17 protein-coding genes and 1 tRNA gene are annotated in these 19,070 nt (G+C 29.3%); 7 read left to right on the forward strand and 11 right to left on the reverse strand.

The window, feature by feature from the left end; genetic code table 11:
* Positions 1 to 65: 65 nt before the first annotated feature.
* Genes CLOPA_RS21715 through CLOPA_RS21725 form a run of 3 tightly spaced genes read right to left on the reverse strand, consistent with a single transcriptional unit; the run spans position 66 to position 1,905 of the window.
* On the reverse strand, positions 66 to 845 hold the full coding sequence (locus tag CLOPA_RS21715) for a hypothetical protein (protein ID WP_015617563.1): 780 nt from the start codon (positions 843 to 845) through the stop codon (positions 66 to 68).
* Positions 845 to 1,540, reverse strand: coding sequence for an ABC transporter ATP-binding protein (locus CLOPA_RS21720; protein WP_015617564.1), 696 nt, complete (start codon positions 1,538 to 1,540; stop codon positions 845 to 847). The genes CLOPA_RS21715 and CLOPA_RS21720 overlap by 1 nt, the downstream gene beginning before the upstream one ends.
* Positions 1,541 to 1,542: 2 nt before the next feature.
* Positions 1,543 to 1,905: a GntR family transcriptional regulator gene (locus CLOPA_RS21725; protein ID WP_015617565.1), complete on the reverse strand. Its 363-nt coding sequence runs from the start codon at positions 1,903 to 1,905 to the stop codon at positions 1,543 to 1,545.
* A gap of 240 nt (positions 1,906 to 2,145) precedes the next feature.
* Here CLOPA_RS21725 and CLOPA_RS21730 point away from each other — a divergent pair.
* The 5 genes from CLOPA_RS21730 (at position 2,146) to CLOPA_RS21750 (ending at position 6,409) form a co-directional block, all read left to right on the forward strand.
* Positions 2,146 to 2,221 (forward strand) — tRNA-Pro (locus CLOPA_RS21730).
* 411 nt (positions 2,222 to 2,632) lie between these two features.
* Positions 2,633 to 3,985: a [Fe-Fe] hydrogenase large subunit C-terminal domain-containing protein gene (locus CLOPA_RS21735; protein ID WP_015617566.1), complete on the forward strand. Its 1,353-nt coding sequence runs from the start codon at positions 2,633 to 2,635 to the stop codon at positions 3,983 to 3,985.
* 392 nt (positions 3,986 to 4,377) lie between these two features.
* A complete protein-coding gene (locus CLOPA_RS21740) occupies positions 4,378 to 4,896 on the forward strand; it encodes a phosphatase PAP2 family protein (protein WP_015617567.1) in 519 nt (172 codons plus the stop codon).
* Between the two features lie 138 nt (positions 4,897 to 5,034).
* Positions 5,035 to 5,688: an HAD family hydrolase gene (locus CLOPA_RS21745; RefSeq protein ID WP_015617568.1), complete on the forward strand. Its 654-nt coding sequence runs from the start codon at positions 5,035 to 5,037 to the stop codon at positions 5,686 to 5,688.
* A gap of 286 nt (positions 5,689 to 5,974) precedes the next feature.
* Entirely contained in the window at positions 5,975 to 6,409 is a 435-nt protein-coding gene (locus CLOPA_RS21750) for a hypothetical protein (RefSeq protein ID WP_015617569.1), read from the forward strand.
* A gap of 436 nt (positions 6,410 to 6,845) precedes the next feature.
* Here the strand turns inward: CLOPA_RS21750 and CLOPA_RS21755 are convergent, their stop codons facing one another.
* The 6 genes from CLOPA_RS21755 to CLOPA_RS21780 all read right to left on the reverse strand — a co-directional run bounded on the left by CLOPA_RS21755 (position 6,846) and on the right by CLOPA_RS21780 (position 14,070).
* Positions 6,846 to 8,402, reverse strand: coding sequence for an ABC-F family ATP-binding cassette domain-containing protein (locus tag CLOPA_RS21755; protein WP_015617571.1), 1,557 nt, complete (start codon positions 8,400 to 8,402; stop codon positions 6,846 to 6,848).
* A 155-nt stretch (positions 8,403 to 8,557) separates the two neighbouring features.
* Positions 8,558 to 9,268, reverse strand: coding sequence for a 2-phosphosulfolactate phosphatase family protein (locus tag CLOPA_RS21760; RefSeq protein WP_015617572.1), 711 nt, complete (start codon positions 9,266 to 9,268; stop codon positions 8,558 to 8,560).
* Positions 9,269 to 9,660: 392 nt separating this feature from the next.
* Positions 9,661 to 10,605, reverse strand: a complete 945-nt coding sequence (locus CLOPA_RS21765) for a PucR family transcriptional regulator (protein ID WP_015617573.1) — start codon at positions 10,603 to 10,605, stop codon at positions 9,661 to 9,663.
* A gap of 12 nt (positions 10,606 to 10,617) precedes the next feature.
* On the reverse strand, positions 10,618 to 11,727 hold the full coding sequence (locus tag CLOPA_RS21770; RefSeq protein WP_015617574.1) for an ABC transporter ATP-binding protein: 1,110 nt from the start codon (positions 11,725 to 11,727) through the stop codon (positions 10,618 to 10,620).
* An 87-nt stretch (positions 11,728 to 11,814) separates the two neighbouring features.
* Positions 11,815 to 12,786 (reverse strand): TIGR01212 family radical SAM protein, encoded by a 972-nt coding sequence (locus CLOPA_RS21775; protein ID WP_015617575.1) that lies wholly within the window; start codon positions 12,784 to 12,786, stop codon positions 11,815 to 11,817.
* Positions 12,787 to 12,852: 66 nt separating this feature from the next.
* The gene (locus CLOPA_RS21780) at positions 12,853 to 14,070 is read right to left on the reverse strand and encodes a hypothetical protein (protein ID WP_015617576.1); all 1,218 of its coding nucleotides are present in this window, start codon (positions 14,068 to 14,070) and stop codon (positions 12,853 to 12,855) included.
* Between the two features lie 331 nt (positions 14,071 to 14,401).
* Between CLOPA_RS21780 and CLOPA_RS21785 the strand changes: the two genes are divergently transcribed.
* On the forward strand, positions 14,402 to 15,448 hold the full coding sequence (locus tag CLOPA_RS21785) for a YkvI family membrane protein (protein ID WP_015617577.1): 1,047 nt from the start codon (positions 14,402 to 14,404) through the stop codon (positions 15,446 to 15,448).
* Between the two features lie 70 nt (positions 15,449 to 15,518).
* Entirely contained in the window at positions 15,519 to 16,418 is a 900-nt protein-coding gene (locus tag CLOPA_RS21790; RefSeq protein WP_015617578.1) for a radical SAM protein, read from the forward strand.
* 146 nt (positions 16,419 to 16,564) lie between these two features.
* On the opposite strand, the gene CLOPA_RS21795 is transcribed toward CLOPA_RS21790, so the two are convergent.
* Together CLOPA_RS21795 and CLOPA_RS21800 are read right to left on the reverse strand one after the other, a co-directional pair.
* A complete protein-coding gene (locus CLOPA_RS21795; RefSeq protein WP_041711046.1) occupies positions 16,565 to 18,364 on the reverse strand; it encodes a heme NO-binding domain-containing protein in 1,800 nt (599 codons plus the stop codon).
* Positions 18,365 to 18,383: 19 nt separating this feature from the next.
* Positions 18,384 to 19,070, reverse strand: a complete 687-nt coding sequence (locus tag CLOPA_RS21800; protein ID WP_015617580.1) for a helix-turn-helix domain-containing protein — start codon at positions 19,068 to 19,070, stop codon at positions 18,384 to 18,386.

Here is a 19,070-nt window from a genome sequence, read left to right on the forward strand (position 1 = left end):
GTCAATAATAAATATGTATTTATTATTGACTCCTATTTTCACCCATAAATTCTATCTAGAATACACTATAAGTCCACTTTATTCTCTACTATATAGCAAGTTAAAAATAAAAACACCCAAAATAATATAAATTGAAATATAGATGTTGATATATTTATTGGTACTCCATTCATTATAGTAGTATTACTTTGAAAATTAATTATACTTGTTGAAAAATTTCCATTGATAAAATCAACTAAAACAGTCTGAGGGAACAAATGTTGAAGTCCATCCGCTGCAAGTCCAGTTATTATTGATATCCCTATGAATACTATAAAAGCTGCAAATTTTCCTCCCCTTTTTTTGGTTATGGCCATTCTTGTCAAAGATATTGAAAAATATATATTAACAAGCAGACTAACAGATAATATGCACATTCCTATTAAGCTTGTAAGAAATATTTTCGTTATAAAGGGCATTATCGCTATATTAATAATTTGCATATTTATATCAGCAGAAGTCAATATAAAATGAACTACAAATAAACCTGTTATAATTCCAATTATTATATATGCAATAAGAGATACTATAATCTTGGATCCTACTATTGCATAACCTTTTTGGGGCAATATGTAGGTTAGATATCCTTTATCTTCATATAAATCCTGACTAAACAAACCTATACACCATACTAATAGTACCACTGATACTAGTCCTGCTATAAAAACAGACATAGCAACCAGCCCTGCATCAGGCCAAATTCCTCTTCTGCTCATAAGGGCTAAATTTAAAATTACAGCAATTGCAACCAGTATTCCAAAGGCCTTATATTTTCCTATAAGTTCATATTTAATAAGCTTCAACATTATTGAAATACCTCCCTGTACAATTCATCTATAGATTTATTTTTCTCTACCCTAAGTTCTTCTGCATTACCTTGTAGTATAATTCTGCCTTCTGAAATAAAAGCTACATCATCAAATAATCTTTCAATGTCATTTACCAGATGCGTTGTTACAAGCATGGAGGAATCCTCTCTGTAATTATCCAGAATTGCATTCAGTATCTTTTCTCTCGCAGTAGGGTCAACCCCCCCTAAAGGTTCATCTAAAATATAAAGCTTTGCCTTTCTGGCAAGAGTAAGGGAAAGATTTAACTTTTCCAGCATACCCTTAGAAAGTGCTGTTACCCTGTCATTTTCATCTAAAGTCATAAACTTCAGAAGTTCCTTACATTTATTTTCATCAAAATCCTTAAACATATCTTTATAAAACTTTACTGCATCCTTAATTTTCATCCATTTATAAAGATAATTTACATCAGGTAAATATGAAACTACTGATTTTGTATATACTCCCGGGTTCTGTCCATCAATTTTTATTTCTCCTGAACTATGTCTTAAGACTCCAGCTGCAATTTTTATAAAAGTAGTTTTGCCACTGCCATTTGGACCTAAAAGTCCAACTATTCTTCCCAATGGTATTTCTAAATTTAGTCCATTCAAACCTTTCTTTCTAAAATAAGCTTTTGTAAGATTTGACGCCTTAAGTATTGGCTCCATATTTAGCACTTCCCTTCTAATTTTTTACTCAAAATACCAAGTATTTCTTGAGGCTTATACCCCAATTTTGACATACCTTGAATAAAAGCATTTATGAAATCATCGGCCATTTCACTTTTTAATACTTTTATCTTTTCCTCATCCTCTGTGATATATCTTCCTAGTCCTCTTTGACTATGAGCTACATTTTCTCTTTCCAGCTCTTGATAAGCTCTTTGAACTGTATTAGGATTTACTTTTATTTGTTCAGCTAATTCTCTAACAGATGGAAGCTTCTCTCCCTTTTTCAGTTCTTCTGTAATGATTTTCTCTTTTATATAGTTCATTATTTGTATATATATTGGAATATTTTCATCAAATTTCATTGTATCACCTCCAATTAACTACTGTTATACTTACATAATACACTCAATGAAATCATTTGTAAATACTTATTTTAACTTTCATTTGCAATAATAGAAGACGGCGAACTAACTTAAAGGTTTCTGTCCATTAATGAGTGAAAGCTTTTTTCGCAGCATAGCGGAGAAAAAGCATCCTTTTAAAGTTTATCTTAAATTTTCCTTGCTTTTTTATAATCATTTGTATATAATAATACATGTTGCCGGGGTGTGGCGCAGATGGGAGCGCGCGTGGTTTGGGACCATGAGGTCGCAGGTTCAATCCCTGTCACCCCGACCAAAAGATAATTTATAGTAAAAAGTCGATTGCAGTTGCAATCGACTTTTTGATTGTGTATATTATAATTTTAATAGTCATATTCTTATACGCGGCAATCTATTAAAAAAATCTTATACATATGGTAAAATCGTAATAAACACATAAAACACAGCATTTATTTACCAAAATTGCTAAAACAATTGATATCTTGATGTAAGTCCATATATAATTAATATATAGAAAGGTATCTTTGCAACTTGTAAAACGGTGTGATAAGTATACAATATAAAGAGCAGGGTTAAAATATAGTTATTAGGCATATGAAGAAATAACACTTTAAATATGTAATTATTCCATCTTACAGTTAGTTATCTATTTATTTTTTTCAACATAATGCCATATCCACTTAACAATTATAAGGAGTTGATTAGAATGAAATCAGAATATAATAATTTATTCAAAGCTTTAGTAGAGGCTTATTACAAGAATGAATTTGAAGTTTTCATAAAAAAAATACTTTCAGACCCTTCCATTAATAAAGAAGAACTTTCCAATATTATATCTTCTTTCTGTGGTGTGGAATTAAAATACACTAATAATGACGATTACATAGACGATTTAAAAAAAGCTATTAAAAACTACAAATCCGATCATAAAATTGTCAGTAAGATTAGAGACTGTTCAATAGACTGTGCTGATGAAAATGGTCAGACTTCTTGCCAAAAATCTTGTCCTTTTGATGCTATTTTAATTGATAAGGAAAATAAAACTTCCTATATTGAAAAAGACCTTTGTACTGATTGCGGTTTCTGCGTAGAAGGTTGCCCAAATGGTTCTATTTTAGACAAAGTTGAATTTATACCTTTAGCAAATCTCTTAAAAGAAAAACACCCTGTCATAGCTGCCGTGGCCCCTGCCATAACAGGACAATTTGGAGATGATGTTAATGTAGACCAATTGAGAACTGCCTTTAAAAAAATTGGCTTTGCAGACATGATAGAAGTAGCCTTCTTTGCAGATATGCTAACTTTAAAAGAAGCTTGTGAATTTAATGCTCATGTTAAATCCAAGGATGATCTTATGATTACTTCCTGCTGCTGTCCTATGTGGGTTGGAATGTTAAAAAGAGTTTACAAGGACATGGTGAAATATGTTTCTCCTTCAGTGTCTCCTATGATAGCCGCTGGTAGAGTTATCAAAGAACTCAATAGTGATTGCAAAGTAGTTTTCATAGGACCCTGCATAGCCAAAAAGGCTGAAAGTAAAAATCAAGATATCTTAGGTGATATTGATTTTGTTTTAACCTTTGCCGAAGTTAAAGATATATTTGAATCCTTAAACATAAATCCTGCGGAATTACCAGAAGACCCTTCTACAGATTATGCATCCCGTGAAGGAAGGCTATATGCACGTACTGGTGGAGTTTCTATTTCAGTAAATGAAGCCGTAGCAAGATTGTTTCCTGAGAAAAAAGATTTATTTAAAAGCATACAGGCAAACGGAGTTAAGGAATGTAAAGAAATATTAGAAAAGGCGCAAAAGGGTGAAATCCACGCAAATTTCATAGAGGGTATGGGCTGCATTGGTGGCTGTGTTGGTGGTCCAAAAGCTCTTATTCCAAAGGAAAAAGGTAGAGAAAAAGTCAATGAATTTGCGGAAAATTCAAATGTAAAAATTTCATTGGAAAGTGACCAAATGAAGAAGATCTTAAGTAAACTAAATATAACTTCTGCAAAGGATTTTATGGATGAAGATAAAATAAAAATATTTGAAAGAAAATTCTAATATTTATAAATTATACTTTACAAATATCAACAATAACTATTAATTCATGTAAAATAAGTTAGGAAAATAAATTTTAACTTATTTTACATGAATTATTTAAGGACATGCCTCTATTCTCTCCCACTAAAGAACAAACAAAATAAATTTGTTCTATTTACTTTATTGCAAATAGATTATTATATCAGATATTATCTCTAAAATCAGCTATATATTTTTATGTATAAATATGATAATATCTAAATGATAAAGTGCTGAAATCTTTATTTACAGCACTTTTGCCATTTAAGTTTAAAATTTAACATAATGTTAAAGAAGATTAAACATTTATATTATAAAATAAATGTACAAATTCATTAAATATTCATAATATATTTTATAGGGTGGTGAGATTTATGAATGCTTTTTTAGATCGTATTCAAAGAAAAGATGCCTCCATACTGATGATTTTTAATAATTCAATAAAATGTAAACTACTAGATATATTAATGCCTATAATTACTTATATTGGTTCTGCCATATTTGGTATCATATTTTGTATTATATCCTTTTTTTATTTTAAAACTAAAATTTTAAGTATAGAAACCGCTACTGCACTTATAGTAAGTTCTTTAATTGCCAGATTTATAAAAGTTCATGTAAGCAGAATAAGGCCTTATATAACTTTAAAAAACTTATACACCCGTAAAATAGGAATAGATAATTATTCCTTTCCTTCAGGTCATACAACCGCTGCTTTTTCAATTGGAGTTATGCTAGCCTTGAGTATACCAAGTATTGCTTTCTTTAGTATACTAACTGCCGCCGCTGTTGGAGTTTCAAGAATGTATCTAGGAGTTCATTATCCTACAGATGTCTTCGTAGGAATGTTACTGGGTACTATTACTTCTCTGTCTATATATTTTTTAATTTAATTTGTGAATACATTTTGATAGATGCTTATTAAAAAATGTAATTCTTTCTTAATAAGCATCTATTTTCAATCCCTCCAACTAACTTTTCTTTATATTATAAAAATTTCATGCTATACTTTTGAAGAGGTGATATATATTATGCTAAAAGACATTAAAGCTGCCATATTTGATATGGATGGTACCCTTATAGATTCCATGTGGGTTTGGGATTTAATTGATGTAACCTATTTGAAAAGGAGAAATCTGATAACGCCTCCAAACCTTAGATCCGATATAGAACATTTAAGTTTTCTAGAGGCTGCTCAATATTTTAAAAATAAATTTAATTTATTGGAATCTTTAGAAGAAATAATGAATGAATGGAATAATATAGCATACCATGAATATGCTCATAATGTGAAACTAAAGCCCTTTGTAAAAGAATATTTGCTTAAATTAAAATCACTTGATATAAAATTAGGTTTAGCTACAAGTAACTGTACTCTACTTTTAGAGACAGTATTAAAGAAACATGGTATATATAATCTTTTTAATACCATAACTACTACAGATGAAGTAAATAGAGGCAAAAACTTTCCAGATATATATCTATTAACTGCTCAAAAGCTTCAGGTACCACCTAAAAACTGCATTGTTTTTGAGGATATATTGCCTGCTGTAATGGGTGCAAAAGCAGCTGGAATGAAGGTAATAGGAGTTCATGATTCCTACGCTGAGCCTCAAAAAAAGGATATTATAGAAAGAGCTGATAAATATATTCTTGGATATAAAGAATTAACAGAAGCAGTATAAAAAATCTGTGATTTCTTATGTAAGTAAAAATAATTTTTAAGACATTACCACTATATGTGCTAATGTCTATTTTATTTAGCCCCAAATTAGCAAACAATCTTTATAGTTAAATATTAGTATTTTTATATCTATTTGTAAAGTTAAGAAATTAAATCCTATGAATAGCTCTTAATTACTTGCCCAAGTTGAAATAATAGGAATATAAGTTATTTTAAATAATATTATAATATTAATGTATATGTAATTCTAAAATTCCATATAATCAAGACCATAAGGAGAGAGTATTTTGTTAATTATAGTGTTTTTAATACTACTAGCTATCTCTGTATATTTTACTTCACATTTTGCCACAATAACTTCAATGCAAAAAAAACAAATAATGCTTCTCGTAAGACAAAATGGCACTCTTAAAGATAAAGTTGGTAGCCAATCTTTAATACTTGACACCGTTGCTGTATATTATAGTGTTCCAAAATATAACTGTGGTGTTGTATCTAATTCCTGCAATCTTTATATTGCTCCAATAAAAAAATATGTTGTACTTTGCAAATTGAATTCTAATGAAGAACTTAAAATATTAGATTCTGCAAAAGTTGATAATGTCATATGGTATGAAGTAAAATTTAAATCTCAAAATAACCTTAATAATAAAGGCTGGATAGAAGCGAAAAATATAATGATTTTTGAAAATAGCCTTATTAAAAATACCAATAATAATTAAAGGGCATACTCAATCTTGAGAGGCCCTCTAATTCTAAACTATTTTAGTTGTCCAATAATAACTGATAAGATGTTTTAACCCATATCATATTCTCCATGCTATACTATTACACCATTTTAGTTCTCCAACAAAGAATATATAGTATGTTCATTATTGGAATAACTCTACTCTTAAATCATTTTACAAAATATCAATCTTTTTTATTTATCTTTTTACTATGTTTAGTTCCAGAATTATTTGCTTTCTTTTCCTTTTCTTGCTGGCTTCCAGAAGAAGAATCATGTTTTTCACTCATAGTCTTTATTCCTCCTAAAATAAAAATTTAATCGTAATATCATATTATTATTTTCTCCAATTTACGAATTATAATGCTATGAATTTAATAGCAAAAATAAAAAGAGCCAGCTTTAATAAACTGACTGCTTTTCTAGACCTATTATACTATTTTAGTTGTCCACTCTTCACAATTCCATATGTCAGTAACTACATCTTGATAAAATTCAGGCTCATGACAAACCAATAGTATACTGCCCTTATAATCCTTTAAAGCCCTTTTTAATTCTTCTTTAGCTTCGACATCAAGATGATTGGTTGGCTCGTCCAATACCAATATATTTGTTTCTCTATTAATAAGTTTGCAAAGTCTAACCTTAGCCTGTTCTCCACCACTTAAAACCGTAATCTTACTTTCTATATGCTTTGTAGTAAGTCCACATTTAGCCAATGCTGCTCTAACTTCATACTGAGTAAAGCTTTGAAATTCATTCCATACTTCTTCTATGCAGGTATTATAATTAGCCTTTTTTATCTCTTGTTCAAAATACCCTATCTGCTGATAATCTCCTAATGTAACAGATCCTGAAATTGCAGGAATTTCTCCTAATAGACTTTTTAGTAATGTAGTTTTTCCTAATCCATTTGCTCCTACCAATGCAATTTTCTGTCCTCTTTCCATCTTTAAATTAAGGGCTTTTGATAATGGTGTATCGTAACCTATTTTTAAATTATCCGTCTCAAAAATGAGCTTTCCAGCTGTTTTACCAGCCTTAAAATTAAACTCTGGTTTTGGTTTTTCCTGAGTTAATTCTATCATTTCCATTTTGTCTAATTTTTTCTGTCTTGCCTTTGCCATACCTGTAGTTGCAACTCTAGCTTTATTTCTTGCAACAAAATCCTTTAATTTGGCTACTTCAGCTTGTTGTCTCTCATAGGCTGCCTCTAACTGTTTCTTATTAGCCTCATATACTCTCATGAAATCATCATAATTTCCTGCATATCTATTTAATTTTCTATTTTCCACATGATATATGAGATTAATTACACTATTCAAGAATGGAATATCATGAGAAATTAATATAAATGCATTCTCGTAAGCTTCTAAATATCTCCTTAACCATTCTACATGCTTCTCATCAAGGTAATTTGTAGGCTCATCTAAAAGCAGTATATCTGGATTCTCCAGTAGTAATTTTGCCAACAGTACCTTAGTTCTCTGTCCTCCACTTAAATCTGTTACATCTCTATCTAATCCTACATCTGTAAGTCCTAACCCCTTTGCTACTTCCTCTACCTTTGCATCTATCATATAAAATCCATTATTGTCCAGCACATCCTGTATAGTTCCCATTTTCTCAAGCAGCTTTTCCAAGGTATCTTCATCTGCTTCAGCCATTTTTTCTGTTACATTCATAAGCTCAGCTTCAAGATCAAATAGATATTTAAAAGCCCCTTTTAATATGTCTTTTATACTCTGTCCTTTCTGAAGCTGTGCGTGCTGATCCATATATCCTACTCTAACATTATTAGACCACTCTACTTTTCCTTCATCAGGCATAAGTTTTCCAGTTATTATGTTCATAAAAGTAGATTTACCTTCCCCATTAGCTCCTATAAGTCCTATATGTTCTCCCTTTAACAATCTAAAAGAGACATCTTCAAATATTGCTCTATCTCCAAAACCATGATTTATATTTTTTACTGTAAGAATACTCATATTTTCCTCCAAAATTTATAATAAAGCATCTAATATAAAAATCAATGCATTAAATTTTATTTTTCCTAAATTACTCTTCCACAATAAATAGTTTAAATTAGCTTAATAGCTATGTCAAAAGAAATTTTTATCCATAACATCAAAATTTTTAAGCATCATTTTCTTGTAATTATTCCATCTCTACACTCTGGTACCGAATCTATTATATCTTTCTGACAGCAATATTCTAAATCTTCATGGAGACCAAGCTCTTCAATCTTTTTATAATGATTTGCATATTTTATGAAGCTCTTTATATCCTTGTTATTTTCATATATATATAAAGCTGTAGTAGCAATATCCGATAAATTCACTTCACATTCTCTTTTTAATATACTTATAATATATCCGCTGCATAGAAAATCATCAATAGAAAATTCACCGTTTGTTCCTGAATTTACAATAACTACATCATCACCAAGTTCAATGAGTTTTTTCGTAACAGCTCTAGCATTTATCATAGCTCCAATAATTATATTTTTTGCCTTGCTGCTGGCCTTTATAGCTCTAGTACCATTAGTAGTAGTCATAACAAGAGTCTTCCCCTTAACTTTCTCTTTGTTATATTCTAATGGAGAATTTGAGAAATCAAAGCCTTGTATCTTTAAAGCATCTCTTTCTCCTCCAAGCATATATGTTTTTCTGTCCTTTTCTGCTATTTTTACCGCCTCATCTACCGTTAGGACAGGAATAACCTTTTTACAACCATTATCAATAGCAGTTACAATGACAGAGGTAGCTCTTAAAATATCTATAACCACCACTGATTTGTTAAATATTTTCTTTTCCTTAATATCATCTGCAGATATTATTATATCAACCTTCATTTTTTCCTCCTTGTATAATTTGGTCTTATATGTAAATTATAATCCATACTATGATTAAACTACAAAAATCTGTAAGTTAATTCCTATTGTACTATTTATAGTGTTTTTAATGTGAAATCTTTACATTGTATAGCATATATCTTTTATTAAATATACTTTTTGCAAGATAAGCATACTATAATTTTACTATAGTATCGAAAGGAAAGGCCATTCTAAAATTGAAAATTCATAGAACATTTCCATAAACATATTAATAGTAATATTTAAAATAATAAAACACTATGAAAATCAATTAATTATATGAATTTCATAGTGTTTTTTGTGATTATAAAAGTTTAGTTGTAGATTTTATGAACAAAATAACTTTTCCCACAGTGGCTTCTTTTTATTTGTTATTTACTTTCTCTCCATACTAGAAAAGCTATTACAAAAACAGTAGCATCTTTAAAATTTTTTATGTCAAAACCTGTTACTTTTTCAATTTTGCTTAATCTGTAAATGAGAGTGTTTCTATGAACATATAATTTTCTAGCGGCATCTGTTATATTCAATCCACAATTAAAAAATTCCTCTATAGTATTTATAATTTCATAGTCAAATTCATCAAATTTTTTCTTGAAATTATTTAAAATATTATTCTTAAGATTGGAATCTAAATTATAAACTATTTTTTCAAAGAGTAATTTATTATAGTCCAATATATCTTCTTTTAAAGAATATATATTACCAAATAACATAGCTTGCTTACTTTCACTGTAAGTCTCTATTATTTCATATTTATTATAGGCAATAGTACCAAAGCTTATCTTACACTTTAAAAATAAGTTTGAATTTATAGCTTCCTTTACAGATTTAGCATGCTCATTAACCTCTGAAAAATCTCCTATTAATATAATTTTATTTTCATTTATTGTACTAATTACATTCTGCTCTTTATAAATCTGTTTAATCAAGTTAAATGCTTCCTGTATATTTTTATCTACACTTATTAGGAGCAAAAAACAACCCTCTGATAAAAATGGAATACTGCTAGATACCCTATCATTAGACACATTTCTCTCCTCTAATATATCTATAAGTATCTGTTCTTCCGTCAAATATAATTCCTTATATTTATTTTCAATAGTATATTTTAACAATTTAGAACAAACTTGAAATTTATTTTCCAGATTAATTCTTGCTCTATTTTTGCATATATATATGGGAACAGATATCATATTAGAATTTTCTACAAAAGCATTGCTTTCAAAGATGACATTACCATCTTCATAGGTGATATTAAAATCTATTTTAGTATCACTACTTAACTCTTGTAGAAAATTCTTAAATTGTTCCATAAATTGCGCCCCCTAAATTACAGTTTGCTCTGTTTCCTTATCAAAAACATGTATTTTATCATTGTTAAAAGCTATTCTTATAGTATCTCCAATTCTTGACTTCGTACTACCATCTACTTTTGCAGTAAAATTAGCTTTGCCTTTAGTTAAATATAGGTAAGTTTCAGCTCCCATAAGTTCTGTTACTGTAACTTTAGCTTCAATAACAGAATTATTATGCTTCTCAATAAATTCTTCGTTATCATCTATGTTTTCTGGCCTTATTCCCATAACCACATCTTTTCCTATATAGCCTTTTTCTTTAAGAATCTTACTATGTTCTTCATTTAATGGAATTGTATCCTCTTCAAATTTTAAAGTTATTTTACCATTATTATCTAATACTTTTACATCAATAAAATTCATCTGAGGACTTCCTATAAATCCAGCTACAAAAATATTTACAGGATGATTATATAAATGCTGAGGTGTATCTACCTGCTGAATTATACCATCCTTCATAACTACTATTCTAGTTCCCAAAGTCATAGCTTCAGTTTGGTCATGGGTAACATATATAAATGTAGTTTCAAGTCTCTTATGAAGCTTTGCTATTTCTGTTCTCATTTGAACTCTAAGCTTTGCATCAAGATTTGATAGAGGTTCATCCATAAGAAATACCTTTGGTTCTCTTACTATAGCTCTACCCATAGCTACTCTTTGTCTTTGTCCACCTGATAAAGCTTTTGGCTTTCTATCTAATAAATGTTCAATATCAAGCACTTTAGCCGCATCCCTAACCTTAGTATCTATAACATCTTTAGGTATTTTTCTAAGTTTTAAACCAAATGCCATATTATCATAAACAGTCATATGTGGATACAATGCATAGTTTTGGAATACCATTGCTATATCTCTATCCTTTGGAGAAACATCATTTTTCAAATCTCCACCTATATACAACTCACCTTTAGAAATTTCCTCAAGCCCAGCTATCATTCTTAGCGTAGTTGATTTTCCGCAGCCTGAAGGCCCTACAAATACAATAAATTCCTTATCCTCTATTTCCAGATTAAAATCCTTTACAGCTGTAACGTTACCTGAATAAATTTTATATATATGTTTTAATGATAAATCAGCCATTTAAAATCCCCCCAAATCATTTTATATTTATATTCTAAACCATTACAATACCTTTATCCATTCTCAAAAATAACAAAAGTATTGCATTTAATTTGTATGAAAATACAAACCTTGATAAAGCTCCTCAGATTTTAGCTTGGCATTAATGGCATTTAAAACTTCCCATTTTTTTATACTCCATTGTGGTTCTATTAAAAGATTTCTAGGAGCATCTCCAGTGAGTCTGTGTATAACAATATCTTCTCTTAGCATAGTAATGGCTTTGCATACGATATTAACATATTCTTCCTTACTCATAAAATTCAATTTATTAGCCTCATATAATTTCACTAAAGGCGTATGCTTCATTAAATGTAATAGGTGCATCTTAATGCCTTGAATATCTTTATTAGATATATATTTTATGGTATTTAACATATCTCCTTCATTTTCTCCTGGAAGTCCAAATATTGTATGTACAACTACATTTATATTTCTTCTTCTGAGTTTTTCAAGTGCTGTTTCAAAGGTATTTAAATTATATCCTCTATTAATTATTTTAGCTGTATTATTATTTGCCGTTTGTAATCCAAGCTCTATCCAAAGATAAGTTCTACTATTATATTCATGAAGTAACTTTAAAACCTCATCTTCCAGACAATCCGGTCTTGTGGCAATAGCCAATCCAACTACCCCTTCCTGTCTTAAAGCCTCATCATATTTATTTCTTAAGGCATTAATATCCCCATAGGTATTAGTGTAGGCTTGAAAATAAGCTATATATTTTCCGCTTTTCCACTTTTTATTCATCATATTCTTTATATCCTCAAACTGTTTATCTATGGAAAATTTTCTATCACCTGCAAAATCTCCAGAACCTCTTTCACTACAAAAAATACATCCAATGTCACTTATAGTTCCATCTCTATTAGGGCATGAAAAACCAGCATCAAGGGATATTTTAAAGACTTTTTCTCCAAATTTTTTTTTCAAAAAACTATTTAAACTATAATACCGTTTATCATCCCATTTTAAACCTGTATCTAAATTAAACTCCCTTTCTATGGTAATATACCTCATTTCTTCTCATACTATATTTTTAACTGGCAAAACCCAGGTTAAATCTTTTAAATCTTATTATATCATTTACTTCTTTAATTTACTTATTTCATTTTCATTTATTCTCTTTGGTTTATATTTTTTCATATCTATTTGCCAGGTTCCTATTATATTTTTTATACTATTATCATCTGTTTTCCCATCTCTTGGCACAACATTGTAGATAAGTCCATCTTCTACAAAATTTATAATTCTTACATCTACTTTATCCATAGGATAATTGTTTTCAAATTTAAATGATATAATTTTGCCATTCTTATTTAAATATATTCTTATGGAATTTCCCAAATTAGCTTTAGAATATTGAATAGCCAAGTATCTTTCATCCTGAGAGAACACCATATTATTTATAACCGCTCCAGGAATTATATCAATTGGCACAATATCTTTACTAATTGGTGTTTCTGGCTTCATCTCACTTTCACCACCGCCTGCAGCACCACCTGCAGCACCACCTGCAGCACCGCCTCCACTAGAACTTGGAGCTCCACCACCACTTCCATCAGCTCCTCCCTGCGTTGCCATGGATTCATCAAAATGGACAATTTCTATAAAAGGATTATCACCTTTCGTAGTTATTGCTTCCATTGTTCCCCCATAAGCAAAAGCGGTAACTCCAAATTGCCCAAGTGTCACAGGTATTTTAGTAATTCTCGCTTTATCATCCTGAGTATAGTAATATTTAGGAATTCCCTGAAAATTTGTCACAAGGTTTGTTTTTACATTATTCCTCAATCTGACTCTTATTTGTCTTCCATTCAATGCGGTCTGATTATTATTACTTCCATTCAACATATTTTGATTATTATTTGCATAAGTCTCAAAGCTTTCATTCTGATTTTCAATATCTATACTCTTAATTTTATAATCGTTCTTTTCTTTTATCACCTTAAAATCTTGAATTTCTAAAGATGCATAGGGTATTTTAGTATTAATTTTTGTTACTCTTACATTTATATCTGCCATACTTTGAGCCTGATTAACTTCATCAAACCTATAGCCGTTTATAATAACGTCTTGCTGCGGCTTTTCACTGTTATCTTTTTTAAAATCACTGCTATAAAACTTAGCCATTTCATTGACATCATTCTTCATATTTGCTACCATATATTGGTTTACTGCTTGAAAAGCTTTTTCTATATCAAATTCTTTTAGTTCACTACTTTGTTTTACATGACTTATATTACATCCAAAAGTACCTATAAATATACAAAAACATATTATACCTAAAAATATTTTTTTCATAAAATTACCTCACTTTATAAAGAATTTTTATAATAGTTTTCCACAAAATTTAAAATTTCATTTATAAAGTTTTAATTATTTTTAAATTAAAATGCTATATTAATTTATCATATATTTATTATGCCTATCATATTAATCTATATATGACATAATAAAGAAATAATAATCAGTTAGCAGATCATCTCTCTTTACATAACATCATATCTTCACGATTATTTTATCTTAAAAATCTATGTAGTTTTATGATGCTATAGATCATTATTTTTATCTGCGCCTATTATTTCATATGTCATAATATTTTAACCATAGTATTTAACCCTGGAGGTATCCTATGAGAAAATCACTAAGTATAATTTTTCAAGTTGCTGCTGTATTTATAGGTACAATTGTAGGTGCAGGGCTTGCTTCTGGACAAGAAATAACTCAATTTTTTACTACCTTTGGGTATAAAAGTTTCTTCGGCCTTATAATTTGTATGCTTATGTATATACTATGTAGTTTTATGATTATAGATCTCAGTACAAAATATAAGTTAAATTCATATAAAGATTTAATAGTATTAGTTAGTTCGGGATTCTTAGGAAAAATAACCGATATATTAACAAGTTTTTTCATGGTAAGTGGTGCCGCTATAATTCTGGCAGGCAGTGGGGCTCTATTGCATCAATACTTTGGAGTATCCAAATGGATAGGTATACTAATAATGTCAATTATAGCTTTAATGGTACTTTTCAGAAATACTAAGGGTCTAGTGGAAATAAATTCTTTTATTGTTCCATCATTACTTATAGTAATAACTACTATTTTTTTATTGTACATGCTATTTTCAGGACATGCTGCTAACATAAATCATGTAAAGACTATTTCTCATAATAAAAACTATTGGTTTCTATCTTCATTAATATACGCTAGCTTTAATATATTATCCTTTAGCGGAGTACTAGTTCCCTTTAGCCATGACATTAAAAACAAAAAATATTTAATAATTGGCACTGCACTTGGAGCTTTAGGCTTAACTGTCCTTTCCTTAATGATAAATTTTATGCTGCTGACAAATATACCTTATATATATGATTACGATATTCCCTTGTTATATATAGTCAGCCGATTTGGAAAAATAATTCAAGTAGTCCTTCTTGGTATTATATGGCTTGAAATGTTTTCTACTGAAGTATCAGATATATACAGTGTATCTAAAACTTTAGAGCAATCCTTTAAAATATCCTACAATAAAGCCGTTATATGTATATTGATCTTATCAATTCCTATTTCTCAAATAGGCTTTAAAAAACTTATAAATTTTTTATATCCAGCCTTTGGAGTTATAAGTTTTATATTTTTAATACAGTGCATTATATTTTATAGAAAAAATCATTGAGTTTTTGTAATTACACTGCAAAAATTATATAATGAGCTTATAACTAATCAGTAATTTAAGAGGTGTATTTATGTTGGAAATACTAGAAAACTGTAAGCTTTGTCCTAGAAATTGTGGTGTAAATAGATTAAAAAATGAAATTGGTTTCTGTAGATCTGGTAGAGACATTAAAATAGCTAGAGTTTCTCTTCACGCCTGGGAGGAACCCTGCATTTCTGGAACAAGAGGATCTGGAACTGTCTTTTTTTCTAATTGTAATCTAAATTGTGTATTTTGCCAAAATCATGAAATAAGTCAGCAAAATATAGGAAAAAATATTTCTGTAGAGAGACTAAGTGAAATATTTATAGAGCAACAAAAGAGAGGTGCCAATAATATTAACCTAGTCACTCCAACTCATTATGTTCCTCAAATTATAGAAGCTATTAAAATATCAAAAAAATCTGGTCTTCACATACCAATTTTATATAATAGCAATGGTTATGAAAATGTAGAAACAATAAAATTACTAGAGGGATATATAGATATTTATTTACCTGATTTTAAATATATGAATGACAAATATGCATTAAAATATTCAAAGGTAAAAAATTATTTCAAATTTGCATCAAAGGCCATAGAAGAGATGATTAGACAATGTCCTGAGCCATCATTTAATAAAGAAGGTCTAATTACAAAAGGAGTTATTATACGACATCTAATGCTGCCAGGATTGCTTTTTGATTCAAAAAAAATAATAGACTATATACATAGCACCTTTGATGATTCTGTTTATATTAGCATTATGAATCAATACACACCTATGTTTAATTCCAAAAACTACCCTGAAATTAATAGGCCTTTAAACAAAAAACACTATGACAGCCTTATAGATTATAGCTTGAACTTAGGAATTAAAAATGGCTTCATACAAGAAGATGGAACAGTGAAAGAAAGCTTTGTGCCTCACTTTGATTTAAGCGGAGTTTGAAAAAATCGTTACAGTAAATAATACCTATAATAGTTTTTTGGAATGTACATAGATTTGTGTAAATCAAATCTATGTACGTCCCTTTTATGTATATATAGCTGGTGAAAAACCCAAAGATTTCCCACCAGCGAAAGGTTACTGAGTTTTTACACTTTATATTTCTTAAGTTCCATTTCAAAACTTTCTACGAGACTTTTAAATTGACCTACCTTATCCGTTAAATACTTAATTTGATTAGTATAATTACTTACGTTAGCACTTACTTCTTCTGAAGAAGCAGAATTTTCTTCAGCTATAGCCGCAAGCGACTCTATGTTATTATATATACTTGCTATTGAATCAGCCTCAACATTTAACCTTTCTGCAGCTTTTATCATAGATTCTGAAACATTCTTAGCAGATACTTTTGCTCCATAACTTAGATTTCTTACATTTTGCAATGAATCTATTCCATCTTCAAGCACACTATATTGGGTTCCTATATTCTCAATAAGCCCCTCAATATCCCCAACAAAATGTTCCAGGCTATTATTTATTTCTTCTACAGCATTTCTTGTTTCTTCTGCTAATTTTCTTACCTCTTCTGCTACTACATTAAACCCTTTTCCTGCTTCCCCTGCACGTGCTGCTTCAATTGAAGCATTTAAAGCCAATAAGTTAATCTGCTCTGATATTTCTGAAACTATAGAAATAATTCCTCTGATATTTTTAGCTTCTCCGCTTAATTTAGTTCCTTTATCCTTAACTTCTTTAAATTTAGTAAGACTATTCATTATATTTTTACCAGTATCATCTACACTTTCATAACTATTATCAATTTTATTAATGGCATTTTCAAGTTTTTCTTTATTCTCATTTTCATCTCTTACTACATCTTTTAAGGATTCTATGTTTTCATTCAAAATAGTAGCACAATTTTGTGTGTTATTTGCTTGATCTACAGCCCCACTTGCCAATTGCTCTACAATGTTAGATATCTCATTTGAAGTATTACTCATAAAATCCGAAATATTATTTATATTTTTCACAAAAGTATTCATTTCATCTGTTATACCCTTAATTCCAACAAAATCTTTACATATAATTTTTTCATGATTTATTATTAAATTATGAAATTCTTCAAAAAAATCTGAAGTTTTTATACTGCTATCTATAACAAAATTATGATTGCTTATTTTTTGTAACTGTTGCTTTATAAAATTCTTAGGTCTAAGTAAAAGTTTTGTACCTACAAATGAAGATAAGGCTGCAATAATTGCAGCAACAGTAATTTTTACAATATTGCTTGTCCCAAATAGAGGAATAAACAATACTATAGAAACTATAAATGTAAATATAGCTGCCTTAACTTCAATACTCTTTATAAATCCTAAGGATAATAATTTATTAAATCTAAATACTTTTACATAATGTATATCCTTTTCAAAATTAATCTTTAGTTTTGCGCAGCTATCTGTTCTTTGAACTTCATCTATAGTTATATTTTCTTTAAAAAATTCTGCACTACCATTAAGTAGTCCATATAAATAATCAAACATTCCCCTTTTGGATTCATAAGTGAATATGGCTTCTCTGGCAGCTGTGGGTTCAATAGATACAATTGGTGGTTTTGCTCCTGGAAATCTTTGAGTCATCACTACATGAATATCAAAAAGTGATCTTAAAAATGAATATAAATTGTCATGCTGAAAAAATGAAGGAAAATCATTAAAAAATGATATTACATTATCTCTACCTATTTTTCCCCAGAGATTTTTAACATCAGTATTAGTCTTTTTAGAAATATGTATTATTAAATTATTTACCTGATCATCATTAACGTTTTCAAGTGGTGAAAATATTTTTTCACTGCCAAAGCCTGCTTGGTTCATGGCCTCATTAATTATAGAATCACCATAAAGTTTTCTACAAGTCCTTACCCAAGTCGCAACTACAGTTCCCTTCATCATTCTCAACTCCTAATATTTATAATATAATTTCCAACTTATCAAGTTTCGCTAATGGCTTTATTTCCCTTACATATGCAGTTTGTGTTTTAACACCACTTCCACTGTTACTAACAAGTAACACCTTGTTACTATCTAGTTTTTTAATCTGTCTTATTATTACTTGATCATCATATTCCAGTAAACATAATGAATTATTTTCTATTTCATGAATTGTATGAGCAAAGGCAATATCTCCCTTTGCAACTCTAAAACCAATCATATCGTCATTTTGTATTTCTACAAAAAATACCTTATCTTGAGCATATCCTTCTATCTTATTTGCAATTATAGGAAGCTTTTTTGATGAAACAACTGTTTTCAAATCAGTCTTATATACAGGAACATTCTTTAATATAGATCCTAATGCATCATCCCACACAGCATTAACTTCTTGCTTTCTCCTGTCAGATTTTATAGATATTTTATCTCTAGATACATTAGTTTCTTTAGTTTCTTTTTGCTCATCTGCATACATATTGATGTCATCTAAGTCTTTGCCGAAGACCTTTGAAATTCTTTTAATAATAGCTTCATTGGCAACCTTTCTGCCAGTTTCAAGTTCATTTACAAACCCTTCCGAAACTCCTAGTTTTTTCCCCAAAGTTTTCTGCGTTAATCCATTTTTAGTTCTTAAAGCCTTAATTTTTTCTCCAATTCTAGTCAT

This window comes from Clostridium pasteurianum BC1, assembly GCF_000389635.1.
In the GTDB taxonomy this organism is placed as follows: Bacteria; Bacillota; Clostridia; order Clostridiales; family Clostridiaceae; genus Clostridium_I; species Clostridium_I pasteurianum_A.